The sequence below is a fragment of the Halomonas sp. ATBC28 genome (genome assembly GCF_005937175.1).
GTDB lineage: Bacteria > Pseudomonadota > Gammaproteobacteria > Pseudomonadales > Halomonadaceae > Vreelandella > Vreelandella titanicae.
The window spans coordinates 161751-176566 of record NZ_VCQL01000002.1; the positions used below are offsets into that span (position 1 = coordinate 161751).

The following is a 14816-nucleotide window of genomic DNA, read 5'->3' on the forward strand; positions in this document are numbered from 1 at the left end:
TGATTCCCCGCCCCACGGCTTGCGTAGCGATTATTCTGCCATGAAGATGACATCAAAACCTGCACACTCAGCGGGCTTTCCTGCCTTAAGGGTACTGATATTGGTCACTGGCTTGGCGCTAGCGGCCTGCGCGTGGTATGCCTTTTCACATTGGCTACACCGCGACAGTGATGTGACATGGTTTCCGCCCACATCAAGCTGCAACCTGCATGCCGCGCCCTGCTCCGCCACCTTGGGCGATAAGGGCCGCATCACGTTCGCGGTTCAGGCAAATGGGCGAATCGATGCACTAGAGATATTACCACTGGAAGTGGAAGTCGATGGTGTAACGGCCACCCAGGTCGAGGTAGATTTTATTGGTCGAGATATGGATTTGGGGCTACACCGTTTTGCCCTTAGCGCAGGTGCACCCGGCCATTTTCAAGGTCACGGCCAAGTAGGGATTTGCACTCAAAGCGTTATGCCTTGGCGTGCACGTGTCATACTGGAAACCGCAGAAGGCAAGGTAGGCAGTTGGTTCGATTTTGACGTAATTCGGAGTTAACGCATATGGCAAGGAAACCCTTATGGCTAGGCACCGGTTTAGTCGCGGCTTTACTGGTGGTCAGCGGTATAGGCCTCTATCAGTATGCCTTCGCCCCCAAAGAGGGCGAACCGGTAGGAGGCCCAGTTGAACTGCCCTCTACCCAGGGTGATTTCTCGTTAACCCAGTTAGATGAAGATCAAGTCGCGATACTCTCCTTTGGCTACACCTACTGTCCCGACATTTGTCCCATGACCCAATCGGTTAAGCGTCAAGCCCTGGCCCAGCTCTCTGAGGAGCAGCGCGAGCGTGTAGTGCCGGTGATGGTCACCGTTGACCCCGAACGCGACACCATCGCGCGCATGCAGGAGTACATGGGCTTTTTCGGCGAGGAGTTTATCGGCGCGGTGGGCAGTCAGGAACAGCTTGAGGATGTCGCCTCACGCTATGGGGTGATCTGGCGGAAAGTCGAAGCGCCGGATTCAGCAATGGGCTACACCATTGATCACAGCGCCTCGCTCTTTTTGGTTAATCGCGAGGGCGATATTCTGCAGCGAGTGCTCTACTCACCGACCCCGCACGGTTTAGTCTCCGCATTAGAGAGCGAACTAGACGGTTAAGCGAAGTCTCTTCTTAATCGGTTTGTTCAGGTGCCGCCTGTAAACGATCCAGCATCGCCAGCAGCGCGCCAATTTGGGTACCGCTACGGGTGTCGTGCTGGGGGCTTAACTGCCAGGTACTTTCAGCAAACCCCCACCAATCCCAGCAGCCCTGGGGGTTCGCCATACTGCTTTCTGCCTGAGGATAGAGCACGATTTGCTGATGCGCTGCCGCCCAGGCATTAAGCCCGGTGTAGCGTATGAACGTATCGCCAATGGCCTCTGCGTTCATTTGGCAGCCGTGCAGCGCCAGCGTTACCGGGCACTCCCCCGCATCACAGCCTTCGGGTATAAACACATAGCCGGTGTCCGCTAGGCCCTTGACCGCAAACTCTGACTGATCAAACGCGACTAGTTCGCCCCCTTGCTCATCCTCTGGCTCACGACTAGACTCGCCAGCGTCCGAGGCTGCTCGTTCGGGGTAGAGCCAATCCAGCATTTCTCCAGCAATATCGTCATCGCAGGATAACAGGAAACTACCGCCACCCTGTCGGCAATCGCCCCACTCCTGGGGCCCGGGAGCCGCTTCACTGGGTAAGCGTATCGGCCAGCCATGTCCCGCATTTTCACTGCGCGCAACGCGTAGCTGATCAGGCGAAGCAAGCCACTGCTGCCACTGCTCAGCAAGCAGGTCGCCGAGCTGTGGCTCAACCACTTCATCCTCTTCACCGTGCCATAAGTAGGCCCTGAGCTGGCTAAGCGCCTCAGTGCTGCCAACCTGTTCAAGCTCAATATAGCGCTGGTGGCGAGCCTCCAATTCATCCAGCGAAGGCACGCCACGGCGGGTCATCATGCATTGATTAAGCGCCAAACTCAGCGAGCCCTGCGCGCAACTCCAGGGCCCTGCTGCCAGTACACCTAGGCCACTAAACCGCTCGGGCCAAGCCACCGCTAGCTGGGTCGCCATATAACCGCCCGACGATACTCCCACTACGCTGGCCTGCTCACTCGCAGCACTCAGGGCGGGCAAATCCTCAGGCTCACTGTCCGTCTCGGCCTGCGCTAGCAGCGGCGTGCATAGACCTAAGCAAACCAGTGCCTGAGCGAGAGAATGCAGGTTAGAAGAGGGGGTTGAAGTCATCCCTTATTCGACACCTAGCAGTTCAACGCGGAAGGTCAGTACTTCGTTAGGCCCAATTGGACCTTGACCATTTTCGCCGTAAGCAATATCCGCAGGGATATAGAGCATCCAGCTATCGCCAACGCTCATCATCTGCAGCGCTTCCTGCCAGCCTTCGATCACCTGATTAGTCTGGAAGCTGACAGACTCACCGCGCTCAAAAGAGCTATCGAAAACGGTGCCATCCAGCAGCATGCCTTCGTAATTCACTTCGACGGTATCTTCAGGGCCAGGCGTGGCGCCATCGCCAGATTCAAGCACTTCATACTGCAGGCCAGAGTCAGTCACCGTCACTTCCTCGCGCTCAGCGTTCTCGGCTAGGAAGGCTTCACCCTCTTCGAGATTGTTCTGCGCTATCTCTTCGGCTTCCGCTTGCCGCGCTTGCATGGATTGCTCTTGGAACGCCATCAACGCTTCGGTCATCTCTTCTTCACTGAGCGCCAGGTCATTACCTTCAAACACATCGCTCATGCCGTCGTGGAACGCATCCAAGTCGAGGTCTTCGATGTCTGCCTGCATGCTTTCACCCAGGGTCACACCCAGGCTGTAAGCCAAGCGCTGTTCATCGGTTTCGGGCGCTGCCGCGGCAAAAGGGGCAACCAAAAGCAAACCTGTCAGAGCCGTAGTAGAGAGCAGTTGTTTCATGAAAGATCCTTTTTATAGCGGCGCCGTACGCCGATCAGTGTCATATAAAGACTAACACCCACCGCCCCGAGCTGCATCTTCGGGGAGGTGGGCGCCAATAAGACCACAAAATGGGAGAGAGGTTTAGCGGGTTTAGACCACCAGCGTGGGGCAGTGTGCTGCACCCGCCACACGCTGAGAAACGCTGCCTAGCAGCGGGTTCTTCTCGCCATTGGTGCCTTGGGCGCCAATCACGATCAGATCGCACTCCCGCTTACGGGCAAAGCGCACAATAATGCGCGAAGGTCGCCCGCCCTTCACAAAAGCACGCACGCGAGCACTGTCAGCACCCAGCTCAATCGCATGAGATTTTGCGTGCACAGCGATCTCGGTGGCGTACTCTTTTAGCGCATCGTCGGGAATATCCAACTGGTTGGGCCGCACCATAGAGAGCGAGGCCTCCAGCAAGCTGTGGTGTTTAAACACGCACAGCAAATAGAGCTCAGCGCCGGTTAGCATATGCAGACCCACCGCTTTTTCCAGCGCCCTTAAGGCGCCTTTTGAACCATCCACCGGGACTAAAATGCGATTAAACATTCGCGTACTCCTTGTGGCTGTTTAGCGGAAGGCGACATCGCGCAGGAACAGCGCAATTTGCGGGAACATGATCAGCAGTGCAGCCGCTAAAATCAGCATGAAAATAAACGGCGGGGTGCCTTTGATCACATCCCAATAGGGGCGCTTGAAAATCGCAATAGCGGTGAAAATATCGCACCCAAAGGGCGGAGTTGCCGAACCTATCGCCACCTGCAAGGTAATCAAAATACCCACCAACACAGGATCCAGGCCTGTCGCCGCAATGGCGGGTGCGAAAATGGGCGTTAGCACCAGAATGACCACGATCGGATCAACAAACATACAGGCCACAAAGAAGGAGATACAGATGGCAATCAATACGCCCGTGGGGCCAGCTTCGTTGACACCCACCGCCTCCAGAATCATTTGCGGAATCTGAGCAAACGAAATGATCCACGAGAAGCCATTACCCACCGCGACCAGGATAAAGACAACGGCGGTAATCAAGCCGGTAGATTTGGCGATGGCATAAATGTCGTTCATCTTAAGTGAGCGGAAGACCACAAACTCAAGCAAAATGGCATACAGCACACAGGCTGCAGCAGCTTCAGTCGGGCTGAAGATACCGCCGTAAATACCACCGACAATAATGACCGGAAAGCCAAGCGGCCAAAGAGCCTGCTGAACCGCTACTGCGCGCTCTTTCCAGCTCGATTTTGCTTCAGTAGGTACATCTTTAACGATGGCGTAGATAATGCAGTAAATCGAGAACATAACCAGGATCATTAACCCTGGCCCAATCCCGGCAATAAATAGCTCGCCGATAGAGGTGCCCGAGATCACCCCGTAAATGATCATGCCGATACTAGGCGGAATCAAAAACGCAATATCGCTGGAATTGATAATCAGCGCCAGCGTGAAAGAGTCTGAGTAGCCCGCTTTAAGCATTTTTGGACGCAGCGGCGAGCCAACAGCGACCACGGTTGCCTGGGTAGAACCGGATACAGCACCGAACAGCGTACACGAAGCTGCCGTGCTCACCGCCAAGCCACCTTTAATATGGCCGATAAACGCCATCACCATATCAATCAATCGGTTAGCGGACTGCCCGCGGGTCATGATATCAGCGGCAAGGATAAACATGGGAACCGCAATAAGTGAGGCTGGGCGTATACCCGCCATCATCTGCTGGATCAGCGTATCCATCTGGCCGAAGCCGTTAAACATCATATAGAAGCCGATTACTGCAGCGGTAATCAGCGGAATCATCATTGGAAAGCCCAGCAGCAGCAGGGCAATCATGGTGGTGACCATTATTGTCGTCATAGCTGTTCCCCTAGGGTGCAATGCCCCGCGTTAGACTTCTGTTTCGGTGTCTTTATATCCATCCACCACGCCCGTCGAGAGATAGACATCGTGGGACGTGAAGTTTTTAACCGCGGTCAGCAAGTATTGAATACCGGTGATTAAAAAGCCCATCGGCACCCATAGGTAAATGATCCACACCGGCAAGCCCAAGGAGGGCAACACCCTGCCTTTGCTATGCAGATCCAGGATATAAACGATCGAATAGTAGAGCAGGAAAAACATCACTAGCGATGTGAACAGCGCGATGCAGATCATTAGCGCTCTGCGCCCACCTACCGGCAGCGCATCATAGATAGCCGACATGCGAATATGACGACCATGACGGGCTGCATAGCCAATACCCGCAAAGGTAATCATGATGATCAAAATGCGGTTTAGCTCACCGGAGAACATGATGCTGTTGCCAAATACAAAGCGGGCAACCACGTTGGTGACCGTATTCAGCGCCATTAGCAAAACACCCATCGCGAGAATCACGGCTTCTATTTTGCTAATTGCAGTGTCGATCACGCCTAGTACCCCCGGCAAGCCGGAACGGTAACTCTTTTCCATCTCGTCATCGGTCATGGCCGGACTCCTTTTGAACGGCTCTAACGGCAACAGTTACGTGCCGTAGGCACAATAAACACAGCGTTATTCCAGAGCTATCTCAATCCAAGCTATCTCGTCAAAACCCGCCTATTTCCCAACTTGCCTAAACCAGAACTGCTAGACAAGCCTTACCTCGTGCAAGGCGCGGAGTTAACTAAAGCGTAACGGCTTGCGGCCGCCGATGATTCAACGCTAGATGTACGTAACCCAACGGTAACGATGTCAAACCCCAGCCCGAGTAGCCTCTGCCTAACCGCCGCAAAATAAAAGGGGCAGCCTTATGCTGCCCCTTGATCAATCAACCATTCGCCAATGCGGCTTTGAGGTTAATTACTCGTTTGTTACGGCTTCAAGGTCAGCTTTAAACTGCTCGAGCAGCTCTTGACCACCTTCACCGGTCATTTCCAGGAAGGCTTCTTCAACCTGCGGGGCACGCTCACGGAAAGCTTGAATTTGCTCTTCGTCGAGACGTGTCACCGTCACTTCATCAGATGCTTCCTGAATTTTCGCTAATGATTCTTCAGCTAAGCCTTTGATATGCTCAATAGTGTGGTCATAGGCAGCTTCAGAGGCTTCATTCACCAACGTTTGATCTTCTTCAGACAAACCTTCGTAGAAGTCCTGGTTGGCCATCATCGCAGTAGTGAACCAGCCGTGACCGGTAAACGTCAGGTGCGGAGAGACTTCGTACAAACCGCCAGACTCGATCCAGAAAATCGGGTTCTCTTGACCATCAATGATGCCGGTCTGCAGACCACCGTAGACTTCACCCCAAGGCAACGGTGTCGGCGTTGCACCAAAGGCGTCGTAGGTCTCCGACAGCAGCGGGTTGGTCATGGTACGGATTTTCTTATTATCCATATCTTCCGGTGAGCTAATCGGCTCGTCGGTCGTCACGACCATTTCGCCTTCCGGATACATCTTCAGCAGCTCTAGGCCTTGCTCGGCGTAAAGCTCAGGAAACATCTCGTTGATAGCCTTACTTTCGTCGAAGAACGTCAGTACGGTCTCTTCGTCGGTCGGTAGCAGGTAAGGAATAAAGAAGATTTGTGCTTCCGGAATGAGCGCACCGGTAAAGCCAGGCGACTGGTTTACAAACTGCAGGATACCGTTCTGAGTCTGCTCCATAATGTCGTCAGACTCACCCAGCTCACCAAAGCGGTAAACCTGCACGGTGTGGTCTGAGTTATCTTCAATATACTCTTTAAAAGCATAGGCAAAGACATCTTGAACGTCGCCTTCATACTCCTCGTGAGCATAGCGCCAGTTGTCTGCTTGAGCAGCGGCGCTTAGACCAAACAGCAGTGCACCCACACTTGCCGTGGTCATTAACTTTGTAGTTACAGACTTTGTAGTTACAGAACGTGTAGAAACGAATTTGCTTGCCTTCATGCGGTGTTCCCCTTGCAGTGGTAAGCGCGCTTTACGAGTGCGCAAGAACCTGGATAAGCCTCGCGTATCTCAACACGACACTGTTGTTCGCTAACCGGTGTTCGCCAACCGGCAATGGTGCTGCTCTATACTGCGTTCTAGCGGGCGAATAGCGCTAGGTATTTCAAATACAGCTTAATTTCAGGCTAGCGCGCTCCTTGGTGAGGGTCAAGCTGGCAAGTAAGCGTTTGTAGCGAATCAAGCCACTCATTTTGCTCCTTTATACTCCCCTCGCCTTGACGGGCACACCTTCCTAAAAACAGTTGTTTTAGCAGCCACTTATCTACATCTAGCGACATTTCAACAACGTTAACCACACGTTCCTCATCGCTGGGCGAGGCCGAAGCCCACGCTTGCCAACGTTGAAGGTTCTCACGCTCAGCCATCAGTTCGGCCTGTTTGATGGTCTCGCGCAGCGCTTTTACGGACTCGCTTGCTGCCGCTGAGGCTTTTAAGTCTTGGCGTAACCCACGCAATACCTCCGTTACATGGCACTGCCAAAGGTGACGCTGCTCACGCTGGTAAGCCAGCGCTCTAGGTTCGGCTTCCAGACCGCAAGAGTAGAGCCAGCAATGCAACAGCATCTCGCACACATCCAGCCCGGCCTCCTCTTGAAGCTTCAGGCAGGCCGCTTCAACGCCGGGTCTAGCGTAGAGCGTCAGTGCAAAATCCCATAACGGTGTCTGCTGTAGGCGCTGCAATCGGGTAGAATCAAGCGTAATAGAATCTCGCATCAAATGACCCACTTTCTTCGGGAGAAGGCATGATCGCACTGCGCCAAGTCGCCTTGCAACGCGGCACGCAAACGCTACTCGACAACGCGGACATTACCCTTAATAACGGGGTAAAGGCCGGGATTATCGGGGCAAACGGCGCCGGTAAATCGAGCCTATTCAAACTGCTGCTCGGCGAGCTTGCGCCCGACCAGGGCGATGTCGAGATGAGTGGCGGCCAGCGCATTGCGCATATGGCCCAGGAAGTTGACGCCCTCGACCGCCCAATTATCGAGTATGTACTCGATGGCGACTTGGCGCTACGCCAAGCAGAAGCTGACTTATTGGCCGCCCAGGAAGCCGGGCAAGCCCACCGCGAAGCCGAACTGCACGGTTTGATTGAGACCCTGGATGGCTACCGTGCGGAGTCGCGTGCGGCGCAATTGCTGGTGGGGCTGGGCTTCGTCCAGGCTGACCTCGCCCGCCCGCTCTCGGCGTTTTCCGGCGGCTGGCGGATGCGGGTCAATCTTGCTCGTACGCTGTTTATGCCTTCCGATCTACTGCTGCTGGATGAGCCTACCAACCACCTGGATCTAGATGCCCTGCTGTGGTTGGAGCAGTGGCTAACCCGCTATCCTGGCACCCTGCTGCTGATTTCCCACGACCGTGACTTTTTAGATGCCGTATGCGATCACATCGTGCATATGCACCACCAAACCCTGGAGCTATACCGCGGCAATTACTCCCAATTCGAGCGCACTCGCGCCGAAAAGCTTGCTCTGCAACAGGCTGAAGCCGCCAAGCAGCAGGCTCGCCGGGAAGAGATCGAACGCTTTATCGCCCGCTTTAAAGCCAAGGCGACCAAGGCCAAGCAGGCACAAAGCCGGGTAAAAATGCTCGAGCGCATGGAAGATATCGCCGTCGCCCATGTGGACTCCCCCTTCCACTTTACGCTGCCCGCCGCCGATAAAACCTCGCATCCTCTGCTGGTGCTTGACCAGGCGCAGCTAGGCTATCGCGGTAAAAAGGGCGACGGCAGTGACGACAACATTCAACTAGACAAGGTCAACGTCACCCTGCTGCCCGGTAGCCGCATTGGCCTGTTAGGCCCCAACGGGGCGGGTAAATCGACGCTGATTAAGTCGCTCACCGGGGAGCTTGAGCTGCTTAACGGCAAGCGCGTACCCGGCGAGCATTTGGCGATTGGGTATTTTGCTCAGCATCAGCTTGAGAGCCTGGATGTTTCATCGACGCCCTTTGTGCATGTCCAGCGCCTCTCGCCCACCGCCAGCGATCAGGATATCCGCAACTTCCTGGGCGGCTTTGGCTTTAAGGGCGATGACGCCTTCGGCACAGTCGCCAACTACTCTGGAGGTGAGAAAGCCCGCCTGGCGCTGGCCCTCGTCGCTTGGCAAAAACCCAACCTGCTGCTGCTCGATGAGCCCACCAACCACCTGGACTTAGAGATGCGCGAGGCGCTGACCCAAGCGCTGGCAAGCTTCGAAGGCACGGTTATTCTGGTCTCCCACGACCGTCACTTACTGCGCGCCACGGTCGATGAGTTCTGGCGGGTGGCGGATCACCGTGTCGAGCCCTTCGATGGTGATTTGGAAGATTACCGGGCTTGGCTTAAAGCGCGCCTGGAAGAGAGCCGTCGGGATTCCCGCGGTGAAAAAGCCGAGCGCCAGAACCAGCAGCCTAGCGGCGACAGCCGAGAAGCGCGTAAAGCATCCCGCAAAGCGGCTGCCGAACTGCGCGAGAAGCTGCGCCCACTGAAAAAGCAGCGCGACCAGGCAGAAAAAGCCATGGAGAAGGCCCAGCACGAGCTTGATAAGGTGGAACAAGTGCTGGCAGACCCTGAGCTCTACACTGACAGCAGCCGCAAAGCCGAACTGACCAAGACGCTGAGTCAGCAGGCAGAGATTAAAGCGCGCCTGGATGAATCAGAGCGGCAGTGGCTCAGCGCCGAAGAGGCGTTGGAGACAATGGAAGCAGAACTGCTCGCCAGTGAAGAGACGGCTAGCTAGCGGAAAGCGAATACTCAACAATAGGGCTAGCTTTCCAACAAAAACGTTACCGGGCCGTCGTGGAATTGGAATGCCTGATCATTAGCTCGTAGAGGAACCCTGGGGATGTGAGATGTCTATTTGGTTCTCGGGAGCGTCACCACCTGCCAACTCAGGTTTGCCGTCTTTCCAAATAACCGCGTACTGGCCAAGTCGACGCTTACGCTCCAATGTTTCTGTCACAGCGGCACGAAGGCTGTTGAGCATTTCCTGCGTGTCGGGTGCAAGCTGGCTCATGACGCTGACTCCTTACAGATTAATTGAAAATACGGATCATTGATTATATCTCGTTTGCTTCCACGCTGCTCAAAGACAAGTTCTGGCATATCGCCATCATTCATAAAACAACGAGCGCGAGTAACACATGGCGCAAATAGCGTTAATAGGTTGCGCAAACTTCGCGGAAATCGGCGCTGAATGTCTTTCGAAGGAATATCGTGGCCGCCATGTGAAACACGCTCTGCAACGCGTAGACGTGACATTTCGACGGAAGGTAGGGCTAGATAAACTAACTCTACGCGCCAACCCTCTGATAGCAGTTGTTTCACCAGCCGCATATAGCTTCGTCCAGATAGTGTTGTTTCAAAGGCAAAGTCATCTCTTTCCTCAATTGCCTGTTGGACTTCGCCCAAGAAAATTCTGCTAGCGGTTAGTAGCTCCCGCTCTGGCGCCAGCGGAGAGAGACCTGCAGCAATCAAGTCAGCATTGATAAACCGGGAGCAATGCGCTACCTGAGGGAGATAATGAAGTGCGAAGGTCGTCTTACCGGCTCCATTAGGCCCAGCAACGATCCAGCAAGTGGGTGGCTGAGTATTCGATGTAATGACGACTCTCCTTTCCAGCGAAGGATATTTGCAAAGTAAACAACTAGCTTTCCAGCAAAAACGTTACCGGGCCGTCGTTAATTAGCGCCACCTGCATATCGGCGCCAAATTCACCGGTGGCGACGTGCGGCCAGGCAGTACGGGTCTGGGTAACCAGCAAGTTGAATAGCTCTTCACCCTGGGCGGAAGGAGCGGCGCTGGAGAAGCCCGGCCGCAGCCCCTTACGGGTATCCGCCGCCAGGGTGAACTGGGAGACGAGCAGCAGACCACCGTTCACCTGCTGCAGGTTGTGATTCATTTTACCTTCGGCGTCGCTGAATACCCTGTAGTGGAGGAGCTTGTGCAGCAGTTTTTCCACGCTAGTCCCGTCATCGTGCTTCTCCACTCCTATCAGCGCCAGCAGTCCATGGTCGATACTGCCGACGATTTCGCCCTCCACTTCCACGCTGGCGCGCTTCACGCGCTGAATGAGTGCCTTCAAAACGTCTCTCTCCCCACTAGCAAACGGCCATTATAACGACCGCTCGTTAATTTTTCCCTAGCAGGGCATTGCGAAAATCTTCACCCAAAGGCCGCTCACCCAGCCAGATACCGAACATGGCGCTAGCCAGCTCTGCGTTACCACCCTCATATAATGTTTCGCCGTTTAGCGCCAGGCGCAGCGTGTCACCGTCCCAACTTAGCACATAGTGATCTTGCGGCTTGACGTCCTGGTAGCTTTGGTTAAATGCCTCAACCTCTGCTTCCAACTGGGAAAATTCATAGGCGGTGAGGCTCTTCTGAAGGCTTTCTGTGGTGGCTTCAGAGAAGTCAGGGGCGTCGATGGCATGGAAATAAGCAAGCTCCAAACGCCTTGGAACGTCACTCAACGGCTGTGGCTCGGATTCGCCTGCCTGGTAGTAGGCGCCCGCATAGGCCGTCCAGATCATGTAGCGAAACACGCCACTACCAATAAGGCTATAGCGCTGGCCGTGCTCCTCTACCGTGCGCTCAAACACTTCGCCTTTTTCCGTCACACTGTTGGCCATCGCCCAAGGCGTTAGCGATAGGCCAGCTAACAGCAGTGACCATTGTATGGCGCGCCTAGCCCCTAATAAGCATATAGACATAGAACCTCCTCATGGCAGTATATCTATACATACCAACACACCATATAAAGGTTCCGTACAATATATATGATTGGCCGTTCACTACTGATTATTAACACCACCCACTTACCAGGCACGGCAGAGCATTAAATCGCAGTGCGGTTCACACAGGAGCATCTCGGTTAGCTGGCTGGTGTGGTGGGGCTGACCGCGACTGCCGATCATCACGAGATCGGGCGTGTGGCGCTTCATATATGCTTGCAGCACATCACAGGGCGCGCCTTGTTCTAACACCAACTCCACATCGGGAACTCCTTCTAACTCGCGCATCAGGCTATCGACTTCGTTACTCAGCTGCTCACGCAGGCGCTGCACTTCATGTTCACGCCAATGGGCGTAATAGGCTTGCGAACCCAACTCGCGCTCGCCGGGCAGTGTCCAGGCGTGCAACAGTGTCAGCGTGGCTTCAGGGAAGCGAATCAGCGCCTCTTTCAAGGTATGCCGCGCCGTCAGCGAAAAATCGATAGGTACCAGGATGTGCTGCCAGGGCTGAGTGGGCTGGTGAGAAGAGACCACCACAGGGCATGGTGCACTGCGCAGCACGCGCATTACCGTGGTACCCGCCAGCAGGTCTTTTTGCCCGCGCTTGCGATGCATGCCCAGCACAATCAGCTCGGCGTTGCGCTCATGAGCTTCGCGGACGATTTCAACGTGAGGCGAGCCGGTCACGGTCTGGATCAGCGTTTTCGGCGCCTCTAGGGCATAGTCTTCGCGTAGATCCGTCAACATGGTAGTGATGTCTTCCACTACCGCGCTCTCGACATCCAGCAGCACACGTCTGGGTAGGTAAGGATCCAACACGTGCAGCACGTCTAGCTGAACACCCTGGGCATAGGCCAAACGTAACGCCCGAGCAAAAGCGGCGCGATTATCAGCGGAAAGATCGGTGGCAAACAGAATGGTGCGAGGCATGGCGAAACGCTCCTCGGCTGAGCAGCTCAGCCTTACAAGCCGTTAAGCAAACACTCCTTAGCATGGTGTGCAATGTCCATTCTCGCAAGCACTGTTGCCCAAATGCCACTGGCTACAGCTAGTAGCATCACCACCAAGCGTGAAAATGGTGCACCGGGCCGCGTCCTTTCCCCACGTTTAAGCGCACGCTCGCCTCCAGGGCTGCATGCAGCCACTGCTTGGCATCACTGATAGCGGCTACCGGGGCATCCCCTTCGGCATCCACGGGTAGCTTCGCCAAGCAGGCGGCGATCGCTGAGGAGAGAGCACAGCCGGTACCGTGCAAATTGTCGGTATCGATTCGCGAGGCGGGCAACCACTCATGACCATTGGGGGTTGCCAGCAAGTCTGGGCAGGTTGCCCCGCGCAGATGGCCGCCTTTCAGCACCACATAGGGCGCGCCCAATTGCGTTAACCCCGGCAGCATCGCTTCCATGGCGTCTAAACTGGTGGGCGACGGCGTGTCGAGCAATACCGCGGCTTCCGGCAGATTGGGGGTAATCACATCGGCTAGCGGCACGAGAATATCGCGCACTGCATGAATACCGGCGTCGTCGACCAGAACATCCCCGCTCTTGGCGACCATCACAGGGTCGAGCACAATCCAGCGTGGGCGGCGCTGACGCAGCACATCAGCAATAACCTCGGCGACTTCACGGCTCGCCACCATGCCAATTTTAACCGCGTCTATCACCACATCATCCAGCAGGTGTTCCAACTGCTCGCGTATGGCCTGGGGCGAAACGGGGTACACCGAGGCCACCCTGCAGGTATTCTGGGCAATCACTGCGGTAATCACGTTGGTGCCGTAAACGCCAAGGGCTGAAAAGGTTTTTAGATCTCCCTGCAGCCCGGCGCCCCCCGAAGGATCGGAGCCGGCGATGGTAAGCACATTGCGAAGACGGGAATGGGTAGACATGGGGCTCCTTCACGGCAAAAACGTCACTGTACGCCTAGGATACCCAAGCTGGGCGCCTTATGCTGCCGAAAACGTACATACCAAACACACTAACGAGCCGCCCGAAGGCGGCTCGTTAGTGTGTATCAAGCACGGCAAACTATTGCGCGGTGTCACCTTCCGGGTTGCGGGCGTTGTAATACGCCTGCTCGGAGATGGCGTGGTAATCCTCGACCTTCTCCTGGAACGCTTGATAGGAGTCATAGATACGCGTAGCTAATTCGCTCGATTCAGCCAGCTCGGCGACCACATCTTGAGAGTGCTCACGCGCCTGGGCCAGTACGTCATCGGGAATGCGGCGTAGCTCAACATCGTGCTCGTTCACCAGGGTTTCCAGCGCATCGTTGTTACGTGCGGTGTACTCATCCAGTACGCTCTGGTTAATGTCGCTAATAGCGGTACGCAGGATCGCCTGCAAATCCGCTGGCAGCTCCGCGAAAGCCTCTTCGTTGACAATCGCCTCAAACATGACCGTCGGCTCGTGCCAGCCTGGGTAGTAATAATAGTCGGCGGCTTGATGTAGTCCGAATGCCAGGTCGTTGTAAGGGCCAATCCACTCTGTTGCGTCAATCGCACCGGATTGCAGCGAAGTAAAGATCTCGCCACCCGGCATATTCACAATCGCGACCCCCATGCGGCTCATCACTTCGCCACCCAGGCCCGGCATACGCATTTTCAGTCCGTCGAGGTCGGCAACCGAATTGATCTCTTTGTTGTACCAGCCCCCCATCTGCACGCCTGAGGCACCCGCCACCATGACGTCAACGCCGAAGTCATCGTAGAGCTCGTTCCACAACTCCATACCGCCGCCATAGCTTAGCCAAGCGTTCATCTCTTGTGCATTCATGCCAAACGGCACGGCAGCAAAGAACTGCGCAGCAGGCGCTTTGCCTTTCCAGTAGTAGGAGGCGGAGTGGCCTAGCTCAGCGGTACCGTCAGAAACGGCGTCAAACACCTCAAACCCCGGTACCAACTGGCCAGCACCGAAGACTTCAATGGTCAGGCGGCCATCCGACATTTCATCGACCAGCTGGGATAACCGCTCGGGACCCTGACCAACACCTGGGAAATTTTTCGGCCAGGAGGTGACCATTTTCCAACGGAATTCTTCCTCTTGCGCCTGGGCGTGATTATCAACGCTAGAGACTGCCAACAAACTGGCGGAAAGTGCAGTCGTCATGGCGATGGCAGTAGGGAGTGTCTTGGCTTTCATACAATAACCCTCTTACTTTCTATTATTACTATTATGAGTAGGGAATACTCC

General features: G+C 55.2%; 17 protein-coding genes. 3 read left to right on the forward strand and 14 right to left on the reverse strand.

What is annotated here, in order from left to right; genetic code table 11:
* Positions 1-40: 40 nt before the first annotated feature.
* Together E0L35_RS02755 and E0L35_RS02760 are read left to right on the forward strand one after the other, a co-directional pair.
* Entirely contained in the window at positions 41-544 is a 504-nt protein-coding gene (locus E0L35_RS02755) for a hypothetical protein (protein ID WP_039857676.1), read from the forward strand.
* A gap of 5 nt (positions 545-549) precedes the next feature.
* Positions 550-1143: an SCO family protein gene (locus E0L35_RS02760; RefSeq protein WP_138799523.1), complete on the forward strand. Its 594-nt coding sequence runs from the start codon at positions 550-552 to the stop codon at positions 1141-1143.
* Between the two features lie 13 nt (positions 1144-1156).
* Here E0L35_RS02760 and E0L35_RS02765 read toward each other — a convergent pair whose 3' ends face one another.
* The 7 genes from E0L35_RS02765 to E0L35_RS02795 form a co-directional block, all read right to left on the reverse strand.
* Positions 1157-2263, reverse strand: coding sequence for a PHB depolymerase family esterase (locus E0L35_RS02765; protein ID WP_138799524.1), 1107 nt, complete (start codon positions 2261-2263; stop codon positions 1157-1159).
* Positions 2264-2266: 3 nt separating this feature from the next.
* The gene (locus tag E0L35_RS02770; protein WP_138799525.1) at positions 2267-2947 is read right to left on the reverse strand and encodes an FKBP-type peptidyl-prolyl cis-trans isomerase; all 681 of its coding nucleotides are present in this window, start codon (positions 2945-2947) and stop codon (positions 2267-2269) included.
* 132 nt (positions 2948-3079) lie between these two features.
* Positions 3080-3523 carry a universal stress protein gene (locus E0L35_RS02775; protein WP_022521256.1) on the reverse strand — a complete coding sequence of 148 codons (444 nt, stop codon included), beginning with the start codon at positions 3521-3523 and terminating at the stop codon, positions 3080-3082.
* Positions 3524-3544: 21 nt separating this feature from the next.
* Positions 3545-4828, reverse strand: a complete 1284-nt coding sequence (locus tag E0L35_RS02780; protein ID WP_022521255.1) for a TRAP transporter large permease — start codon at positions 4826-4828, stop codon at positions 3545-3547.
* 30 nt (positions 4829-4858) lie between these two features.
* A complete protein-coding gene (locus tag E0L35_RS02785; RefSeq protein WP_022521254.1) occupies positions 4859-5437 on the reverse strand; it encodes a TRAP transporter small permease in 579 nt (192 codons plus the stop codon).
* A 354-nt stretch (positions 5438-5791) separates the two neighbouring features.
* A complete protein-coding gene (locus E0L35_RS02790; protein WP_022521252.1) occupies positions 5792-6853 on the reverse strand; it encodes a TRAP transporter substrate-binding protein in 1062 nt (353 codons plus the stop codon).
* 185 nt (positions 6854-7038) lie between these two features.
* Entirely contained in the window at positions 7039-7626 is a 588-nt protein-coding gene (locus E0L35_RS02795; RefSeq protein ID WP_039857680.1) for a TIGR02444 family protein, read from the reverse strand.
* A 29-nt stretch (positions 7627-7655) separates the two neighbouring features.
* On the opposite strand from E0L35_RS02795, the gene E0L35_RS02800 reads away from it, so the two are divergent.
* Positions 7656-9632 carry an ATP-binding cassette domain-containing protein gene (locus E0L35_RS02800; RefSeq protein WP_022521250.1) on the forward strand — a complete coding sequence of 659 codons (1977 nt, stop codon included), beginning with the start codon at positions 7656-7658 and terminating at the stop codon, positions 9630-9632.
* An 81-nt stretch (positions 9633-9713) separates the two neighbouring features.
* Here E0L35_RS02800 and E0L35_RS02805 read toward each other — a convergent pair whose 3' ends face one another.
* The 7 genes from E0L35_RS02805 to dctP form a co-directional block, all read right to left on the reverse strand.
* On the reverse strand, positions 9714-9908 hold the full coding sequence (locus E0L35_RS02805; protein WP_022521249.1) for a hypothetical protein: 195 nt from the start codon (positions 9906-9908) through the stop codon (positions 9714-9716).
* On the reverse strand, positions 9905-10513 hold the full coding sequence (locus E0L35_RS02810) for a zeta toxin family protein (protein WP_217920557.1): 609 nt from the start codon (positions 10511-10513) through the stop codon (positions 9905-9907). The genes E0L35_RS02805 and E0L35_RS02810 overlap by 4 nt, the downstream gene beginning before the upstream one ends.
* Before the next feature lie 25 nt (positions 10514-10538).
* Positions 10539-10976 (reverse strand): D-aminoacyl-tRNA deacylase, encoded by a 438-nt coding sequence (gene dtd / locus E0L35_RS02815; protein WP_022521247.1) that lies wholly within the window; start codon positions 10974-10976, stop codon positions 10539-10541.
* A 46-nt stretch (positions 10977-11022) separates the two neighbouring features.
* Positions 11023-11604: a chalcone isomerase family protein gene (locus E0L35_RS02820; protein ID WP_009286223.1), complete on the reverse strand. Its 582-nt coding sequence runs from the start codon at positions 11602-11604 to the stop codon at positions 11023-11025.
* A gap of 105 nt (positions 11605-11709) precedes the next feature.
* Positions 11710-12555, reverse strand: coding sequence for a universal stress protein (locus E0L35_RS02825; protein ID WP_027957986.1), 846 nt, complete (start codon positions 12553-12555; stop codon positions 11710-11712).
* A gap of 127 nt (positions 12556-12682) precedes the next feature.
* The gene (gene thiD / locus E0L35_RS02830; RefSeq protein ID WP_022521245.1) at positions 12683-13513 is read right to left on the reverse strand and encodes a bifunctional hydroxymethylpyrimidine kinase/phosphomethylpyrimidine kinase; all 831 of its coding nucleotides are present in this window, start codon (positions 13511-13513) and stop codon (positions 12683-12685) included.
* A 139-nt stretch (positions 13514-13652) separates the two neighbouring features.
* Positions 13653-14765, reverse strand: coding sequence for a TRAP transporter substrate-binding protein DctP (gene dctP, locus E0L35_RS02835; RefSeq protein WP_009286225.1), 1113 nt, complete (start codon positions 14763-14765; stop codon positions 13653-13655).
* Positions 14766-14816: the final 51 nt, after the last annotated feature.

Bases quoted from the DNA above. Each gene is read 5' to 3' on its own strand.
- E0L35_RS02795 (WP_039857680.1), bottom strand. From the start codon at position 7,626: ATGCGAGATTCTATTACGCTTGATTCTACCCGATTGCAGCGCCTACAG.
- thiD (WP_022521245.1), bottom strand. From the start codon at position 13,513: ATGTCTACCCATTCCCGTCTTCGCAATGTGCTTACCATCGCCGGCTCC.
- E0L35_RS02825 (WP_027957986.1), bottom strand. From the start codon at position 12,555: ATGCCTCGCACCATTCTGTTTGCCACCGATCTTTCCGCTGATAATCGC.
- dctP (WP_009286225.1), bottom strand. From the start codon at position 14,765: ATGAAAGCCAAGACACTCCCTACTGCCATCGCCATGACGACTGCACTT.
- E0L35_RS02780 (WP_022521255.1), bottom strand. From the start codon at position 4,828: ATGACGACAATAATGGTCACCACCATGATTGCCCTGCTGCTGCTGGGC.
- E0L35_RS02805 (WP_022521249.1), bottom strand. From the start codon at position 9,908: ATGAGCCAGCTTGCACCCGACACGCAGGAAATGCTCAACAGCCTTCGT.
- E0L35_RS02775 (WP_022521256.1), bottom strand. From the start codon at position 3,523: ATGTTTAATCGCATTTTAGTCCCGGTGGATGGTTCAAAAGGCGCCTTA.
- E0L35_RS02785 (WP_022521254.1), bottom strand. From the start codon at position 5,437: ATGACCGATGACGAGATGGAAAAGAGTTACCGTTCCGGCTTGCCGGGG.
- E0L35_RS02800 (WP_022521250.1), top strand. From the start codon at position 7,656: ATGATCGCACTGCGCCAAGTCGCCTTGCAACGCGGCACGCAAACGCTA.
- E0L35_RS02770 (WP_138799525.1), bottom strand. From the start codon at position 2,947: ATGAAACAACTGCTCTCTACTACGGCTCTGACAGGTTTGCTTTTGGTT.
- E0L35_RS02820 (WP_009286223.1), bottom strand. From the start codon at position 11,604: ATGTCTATATGCTTATTAGGGGCTAGGCGCGCCATACAATGGTCACTG.
- E0L35_RS02765 (WP_138799524.1), bottom strand. From the start codon at position 2,263: ATGACTTCAACCCCCTCTTCTAACCTGCATTCTCTCGCTCAGGCACTG.
- E0L35_RS02790 (WP_022521252.1), bottom strand. From the start codon at position 6,853: ATGAAGGCAAGCAAATTCGTTTCTACACGTTCTGTAACTACAAAGTCT.
- E0L35_RS02755 (WP_039857676.1), top strand. From the start codon at position 41: ATGAAGATGACATCAAAACCTGCACACTCAGCGGGCTTTCCTGCCTTA.
- E0L35_RS02760 (WP_138799523.1), top strand. From the start codon at position 550: ATGGCAAGGAAACCCTTATGGCTAGGCACCGGTTTAGTCGCGGCTTTA.